Source organism: Brevibacterium sp. ZH18, from assembly GCF_022748595.1.
Lineage (GTDB): Bacteria > Actinomycetota > Actinomycetes > Actinomycetales > Brevibacteriaceae > Brevibacterium.
Map to the genome: position 1 here is coordinate 46,712 of NZ_JALDSX010000026.1, position 6,453 is coordinate 53,164.

Sequence of the window (6,453 nt, forward strand, 5' to 3'; positions counted from 1 at the left end):
GCTGCCGCCGAGGCGGGCCCACTCAACACGGCACCTGTCCCACCTTCAGTCGGCGAAGGGCCCGGTCGCCGAGGTGACTCGACGACCGGGCCCGATCCTTCGTCAGTGCTTGCTGAGCGCATCCTCGGCAGCTGCCGTCGAGCTCACCGGCGTCGCCTCGTCCGCATCGGCCTTCGTCTGCTCCGAGTGGGTGATCGCCTTGTTGGGCCACCACATCCGGTTGCCGACGAGTCCGAAGATGGCCGGGACGATGACCGTGCGCACCACGATCGTGTCGACGAGGACGCCGACGCCGACGATGATTCCCAGCTGTCCGAGGACCATGAGCGGCAGCATGCCCAGGGCGGCGAACACGCCTGCCAGAACGATGCCGGCGCTGGTGATCACACCGCCGGTGTGGCTGACGGCTTCGATCATGCCCTGGCGAGCGCCGTGGACGAGCGACTCCTTCTTCGCTCTGTGGGAGAGGAAGATCGAGTAGTCGATTCCCAGCGCCACGAGGAACAGGAACGCGAGGATCGGAACCTGGGCATCGAGCGCTGCCTGGCCGAAGATCACTCGGGACAGGAACGCACCGAGTCCGATCGCAGCCGCCGAGGACACCACGTTGACGATGAGCAGCGTGGCCGCCACGATCGGTGCCCGCAGGATACCGAGCAGGATGATGAAGCTGATGGCCAGGATCAGGGGTGCAACGGTGAAGAAGTCCTGCGCATTGCCGTCGCGAGCGTCAAGCTCGGTCGCGGCTGCCCCTCCCACTTTCGCATCGGCACCGTCGATGCCGTGAACATCGGCGCGAATGTCCTTGACCAGGTCGAGGCCCTTGGGACTGTCCGGCGCGAATTCGCCGGTGACCATGATCTTCGTGATCGAGCCGCCGTTCGCGGCGGTGTCGTCGATGGCGTTGGCGCGCACGACTCCGTCGAGGTCCGCGACAGAGTCCTCGACCTGCTTGGCCTGCGCGGTGTCGGTGACGACCCAGATCGGCTGCGATTCACCGGGCGGGAAGTGCTCGGAGAGGACATCCAGTCCCTGCGCTGACTCCGATTGCACACGGAACTTCTCAGACTGATCGAGTCCCACCGAGGTGCCGATGAGTCCCGTTGCCATGACCCCCAGGATGATGATTCCGGCGCCGAGGTGGATCCCCGGCTTCCGGACGACCCGAGTGGCGATGTTCCGCCAGATGGAGGGCTTGGCAGCCGACTTCGTTCCAGCGGATGCGTCGTCTTCGACCTTCGGCACGAAGGGCCAGAAGACGCCCTTGCCGCAGATCGCCAGTACAGGAGGCAGTGCGAAGAGCACGGCGCCCGCGGCGATGATGAGTCCGACGGCGGCGGAGATGCCCAGTCCGCGGGTTCCCGGGATCACTGCGAAGACGAGGCTGAGCAGGGACAGGACGACGGTGAGGTTCGAGGCGAGGATCGTCGATGCCGTGTGGGTCCAGGCGGAGCCCAGGGCGATGCGGTGGTCGCTCTCGCGGCCGAGTTCCTCGCGGTAGCGGGAGATGAACAGGAGAGCATAGTTCGCTCCCGCGCCGAAGACCAGGACGCTGATGATGCCCGCGTCGAACTGCAGGTCGAGCGCGTCGCCGACAGCGGCGGTCACCGTGGAGGCGAGCCCGTCTGCGGTGCCGATGACGATGAGCGGCAGCAGCCACAGGATCGGCGAACGGTAGGTGATGATGAGCAGCAGCGCAACGATGACGATCGTGACGATGAGCAGGGTGAAGTCCGCTCCGCTGAACGCCGATGCGATGTCTGCGCCGATCGCGGGTCCGCCGGTGACCAAGAGTGACATTCCCGAGTCTGCGAGCTGGCCCGCCTGCGAGTTGTCGGCGATGAAGGTGCGGAGCCCGTCGACGGTGTCGGCGGTGTCAGAGTTGTTGAGGCCGACCTGGATGGGGACCATGAGAAGCGCGGCCTTACCGTCCTCGCTCACGATCGGCCCGGAGACCTTCTCGTCGGCGCCGGTCGAGCTGGTCGACGCATCCTTCTGCTCAGAGTTGACGTAGTCGCCCAACGATCCGCCGAGCTTGCCGAGTTCGGACTGGTCCTTGCTGCTCAGCGCCGCATCGTCGTCGCGTGTGGCGACGACCATCACCGACTGCTTGTCAGCATCGGGGAACTTCTTCAGCAGCTGGTCGACTTGGGTGGATTCGGAGTCGGCGGGGGCGGATTCGTTGGCTCGGTCCTCGCCGGCCCCGGAGAGGAGGCCGAACAGGAGAGCGACGAGGACGACGACCCCGCCGAGGACGAACCACGAGCCGCGCTTCGACACGAGCGTGTTGGCGGTTTTCGTGAGTGTTGTGTTCATGTCCTAAGCTCATCAAGTTTCGGAGCTCAGAACATCGCCTAGGAGTTCAGATAAAATCTGCAACTTTTGATGGAGAAGTGCATCTGACCAGCTCAGATGAGTTCGGCGCCGGCCGTCTCCATCTCAGTCAGAGCAGCCTCGCTCGACTCTTCGCCGACGCCTGCGATGAGGTCCCGCAGGACCCGCACTAAGACTCCGGCGCTGAGCGCGTCGAGGACGGTGGCGCGTACGCAGTGGTCGGTGGCGATGCCGACGACGTCCACCTCGGTGATGGTGAGGTTCTGCAGAAGATCGCCGAGGCGGTCCCCGGCTTCCGTGGTCCCCTGGAAGGCGGAGTAGTCCGGGGTTCCCTGCCCCTTGCGCACGTGGTGGGTCACGGCGTCGGTTGTGAGGAGCGGGTCGTAGTCGGCGCCTTCGGTGCCGGCAACGCAGTGGACCGGCCAGGTGTCGACGAAGTCAGGGTGCGGGCTGAAGTGCCCGCCGTTGTCGCTGTCGGGATCGTGCCAGTCGCGGGAGGCGATGATCGCGTCGTAGTCGCCCGCATGAGCACCGAGGTGGCGTGTGACCTCGGCGGCGACGCGGTCACCACCGGTCACGCCGAGGGCCCCGCCCTCAGTGAAGTCATTCTGGACGTCCACGATGAGAAGTGCTTTCGACATGCTCCGAGCATAGAGCCTGCCGAGACACTTTTCAGTTCTGCTTCAGCGCCTGCTTCGTCGCTGTCTTCGCAGCCTTGTCAGCGGCTTTGTCGGCGGCCTTCTTCATGGCCTTCTTGCTCACGTCGGTGCCGGCGACGAGCAGCAGGCCGCCCAGGGCTGCGACGTTCTTCGAGAAATGGGTCTTGTGCGCGGCGGCGTCGGCCCCCTCCATCTCCCAGAAGGAGTGGCCGGCCAGCGTGGTCGGGACGAGGGATCCGACGAGGGCGAGCGCGGACAGTCGCGGCTTGATGCCCAACATCAGCGTGGTGCCTGCAAGGAGCTGCAGACCACCGTTGGCGCGGACCAGGAGTTCATCATCCTCAGGCAGGAAAGGTACGTATTCGCGCATCGTGTCCAGCGTTGCAGCGGCCGCCTCGACCCGGCCACCCGGGTTGGTCAGCGCCGAGTATCCGCCGGTGATGAAGATCGGTGCGGTGAGTACGCGTCCTGCAGTCTGCAGCAGCGATGATCCTAAAGGCATGGAATTCTCCTTGAAGTCGTGGGTTTTGAGCCTAACCGATGCCCAACCCCAGCCTCAAAGCGAGGACTCATAAGTCGTTGCCAGATCACCGGTCTCTGCAGCGGTGGGAGCGTCCGCCTCGGTGCGGGTGACAATGACGGGCGGTGGCGGCCCGATGCTCAGCTCGGGCTGCCTGCGGAACTGGCCGGTGGCCACGAGGATGATGGCGACGACGGCGGAGAGGATCCATCCGGCCGCTCCGAGCAGGGCCACAAGTGCCATGTCCGGGGTGGGCGAATTCGCATCGATGAAGAGGCCGAGCAGCATCCCCGAGGAGCCGTTGATCGCGGCGTGACCGAAGACTGCCGGCCACAGCGAACCGGTGCGCATCCGCAGCCAGCCGAGCAGGATTCCGACCATCACGCAGCCGATGACCATAAGGCCCAGGCCTGAGATGTCGGGACGGCCGAAGTTGTAGCCGAGCAGGATGAGCGGCGCATGCCACAGACCCCAGATGACTCCGACGATGATGAGCGCCGGCCAGGTGCCCAGCGGGCGCAGCGAGGTCAGCAGCCATCCGCGCCAGCCGACCTCTTCGCCGAAGGTGAAGATTGCTGTGACCAGCGTGCTGAAGACCATGAGGCCCAAGTAGATGACGATACCCAATCCGATCGGCAGGTTCTCCACACCCGGCAGCAGCTGCCCCAGCTGTGCTTTGAAGCCGGAGAGGCCGGCGAGGTCGAGGCGAACCCAACCGAAGGCGGCGCTGAGGAAGTACGCGAGGGCAACGAGGACGAAGGTGCCGAACAACGCGAGGAGCGTGAATCCGACAACTCGACGGGCCGGGCGCAGAGGCCAGATACCCAGGTATCTCGCTACGCCGGGCTGCGGGATGCCGCGGCGTTTGGCGCGCTTTCGCTGGACGATCATCGCAGCGATCACGGCCACCAGCGGGGCCAACATCATGGCCTGCCCGCACAGCTGGACCGCGACCATATTCTTCAAGCCTTCGCCGGAAATCCACAGCGGCAGGCAGGCCACCCAGGCAAGGCAGCCGGCGACCAGGACGAAGACCCCGAGCGCGACCCACGGCACCTTCGCGGGCACGACAGCCAAGGGCCGACCCTTCTCATCGAGTCGGGTGTCTTGTCGAGTGTCTGTTCCGCAGTCTCTCGTTCCCATGCTCATGGCTCCTCCTCGGACCCCTCACGAATGCCTCTGCTCCATTCACGAGGATGCGCGTGTTGTTCTTGGTTTCCAACCTACGGCCCGAGCCACATGGCCGCCTCCGCCGCGCGGATGATTCCGCTCTCGTCCGCACGGGGCAGACCTGAGCTACGATGAGCACCGTTGAATCACCGTCGATTCTTATGAAAGTTCAGGCTCATGACCGAGAAATCCCGCAATCCCCATCTCTCCGATGACGACCATCTCTCCGTCCTCGGCTACAGCGACTCCTTCGAACGATCGATGAGCCCCTGGGCGAACTTCGCCCTCGGCTTCACGTACCTCTCGCCGCTCGTCGGCGTGTACTCGCTCATGGCCGTCGCACTCTCGACGGGCGGACCACCGTCGATCTGGTGGATCGTCATCGTTGCCTGCGGTCAGATGCTGGTGGCACTGGTCTTCGGCGAGGTCGTCTCCCAGTTCCCCATCGCCGGCGGAATCTACCCGTGGGCACGTAGGCTCTGGGGCAAGCGCTACGCCTGGATGGCTGCCTGGGTCTACATCTGCGCGCTCATCGTCACCATCACCTCGGTGTCGGAGTTCGGCTCGGGATTCGCTTCGAGCCTGCTCGGCTTCGAACTCAACCGCAACACCACGCTCGCTGTGACCCTGGCGCTTCTGGTGCTGGCGCTGGCCATCAACTTCAGCGGCACCAAATGGCTGGCGCGCATCGCCCGGATCGGACTCTTCGCCGAGCTCATCGGCGTCATCGGCCTCGGGCTCTTCCTCCTCATCTTCGAACGCAAGCACAGCTTCTCGGTCTTCTTCGACACCATGGGTACCGCTGGTGACGGCAGCTATGTCGGGACATTCCTGGGCGCCGCTGTGGCAGGACTGTTCCTCTTCTACGGCTTCGAGGCCTGCGGCGACGTCGCCGAGGAAGTCTCCAACCCCGCCCGCGGCATCCCCAAGGCTATGCTCATGACGATCGTGGTCGGCGCCGTCTCGGCGCTGTTCTCCTTCGGCGGATACGTCCTTGCGGCCCCGAATCTGGAGGAGATCGTCGCCGGCGAGGTCGCCGATCCGATTCCCTCGATCCTCGAAGGCAGCCTCGGCGCGGTGGGTGCCAAGATCTTCCTCGTCGTCGCGATCCTCGCTTTTATCTCCTGTGTCCTCAGCCTCCAGGCCGCAGCGTCGAGGCTGATCTTCAGCTTCGCCCGCGACGGCATGGTGCCCGGGCACAAGTGGCTGTCGAAGGTCACCGACGGCACGAAGATTCCGCGCAACGCCCTCATCGTCGCCTGCACCGCGCCGGCCCTGATCTCCGTGCTCATCTGGTTCAACGACGGCATCCTCGTCGCGGTCACCTCATTTGCGATCCTCGGCATCTACCTCTCGTTCCAGATGGTCGTCCTCGGCGCCCTGCGGCAGCGCATCAAGGGCTGGAAGCCGGCCGGTCCGTGGTCGCTCCGCGGCTGGGGAATCATCGTCAACATCCTCGCGCTGGCCTATGGCATCTTCGCGATGATCCTGCTCGCGATGCCCGGGGACACCGGGTCGTTCTTCGCCGACAATGTCGTGCTCATCGGGCTCGTCGTGGTGCTGGCGGCCGGGTTCCTCTACCTCTTCATCGCGCGCCCCGACCGGAAGTCGAACGCCCCGGAGGGCGATGCCATCGCCGTCGCCGAGGCGATCCGGTCGCACCACTCGAACCACTGAGTTCGCGCTGAGTTCCGAGGCCGGGCCACAACCCCGGCCACCAGCCGCCGAGCGGACCACTTAGCGCCCAGCGCCCAGCACCGAGCGGACCAC

5 protein-coding genes are annotated in these 6,453 nt (G+C 65.2%); 1 reads left to right on the forward strand and 4 read right to left on the reverse strand.

What is annotated here, in order from left to right:
• Positions 1-102: 102 nt before the first annotated feature.
• From MPN20_RS10825 to MPN20_RS10840, 4 genes are all read right to left on the reverse strand, one after another.
• The gene (locus MPN20_RS10825; protein ID WP_242781989.1) at positions 103-2,316 is read right to left on the reverse strand and encodes an MMPL family transporter; all 2,214 of its coding nucleotides are present in this window, start codon (positions 2,314-2,316) and stop codon (positions 103-105) included.
• A gap of 92 nt (positions 2,317-2,408) precedes the next feature.
• Entirely contained in the window at positions 2,409-2,975 is a 567-nt protein-coding gene (locus tag MPN20_RS10830; RefSeq protein ID WP_242781991.1) for an isochorismatase family protein, read from the reverse strand.
• Positions 2,976-3,006: 31 nt separating this feature from the next.
• Positions 3,007-3,495, reverse strand: a complete 489-nt coding sequence (locus tag MPN20_RS10835; protein WP_242781993.1) for a DoxX family protein — start codon at positions 3,493-3,495, stop codon at positions 3,007-3,009.
• Between the two features lie 54 nt (positions 3,496-3,549).
• Positions 3,550-4,662, reverse strand: a complete 1,113-nt coding sequence (locus tag MPN20_RS10840; protein ID WP_242781995.1) for a CPBP family intramembrane glutamic endopeptidase — start codon at positions 4,660-4,662, stop codon at positions 3,550-3,552.
• A 198-nt stretch (positions 4,663-4,860) separates the two neighbouring features.
• Between MPN20_RS10840 and MPN20_RS10845 the strand changes: the two genes are divergently transcribed.
• The gene (locus MPN20_RS10845) at positions 4,861-6,360 is read left to right on the forward strand and encodes an amino acid permease (protein ID WP_242781999.1); all 1,500 of its coding nucleotides are present in this window, start codon (positions 4,861-4,863) and stop codon (positions 6,358-6,360) included.
• Positions 6,361-6,453 lie beyond the last annotated feature (93 nt).

Excerpts from the sequence above, each read along its gene's own strand:
- MPN20_RS10830 (WP_242781991.1), bottom strand. The coding sequence starts at position 2,975 with ATGTCGAAAGCACTTCTCATCGTGGACGTCCAGAATGACTTCACTGAG.
- MPN20_RS10845 (WP_242781999.1), top strand. The coding sequence starts at position 4,861 with ATGACCGAGAAATCCCGCAATCCCCATCTCTCCGATGACGACCATCTC.
- MPN20_RS10825 (WP_242781989.1), bottom strand. The coding sequence starts at position 2,316 with ATGAACACAACACTCACGAAAACCGCCAACACGCTCGTGTCGAAGCGC.
- MPN20_RS10840 (WP_242781995.1), bottom strand. The coding sequence starts at position 4,662 with ATGAGCATGGGAACGAGAGACTGCGGAACAGACACTCGACAAGACACC.
- MPN20_RS10835 (WP_242781993.1), bottom strand. The coding sequence starts at position 3,495 with ATGCCTTTAGGATCATCGCTGCTGCAGACTGCAGGACGCGTACTCACC.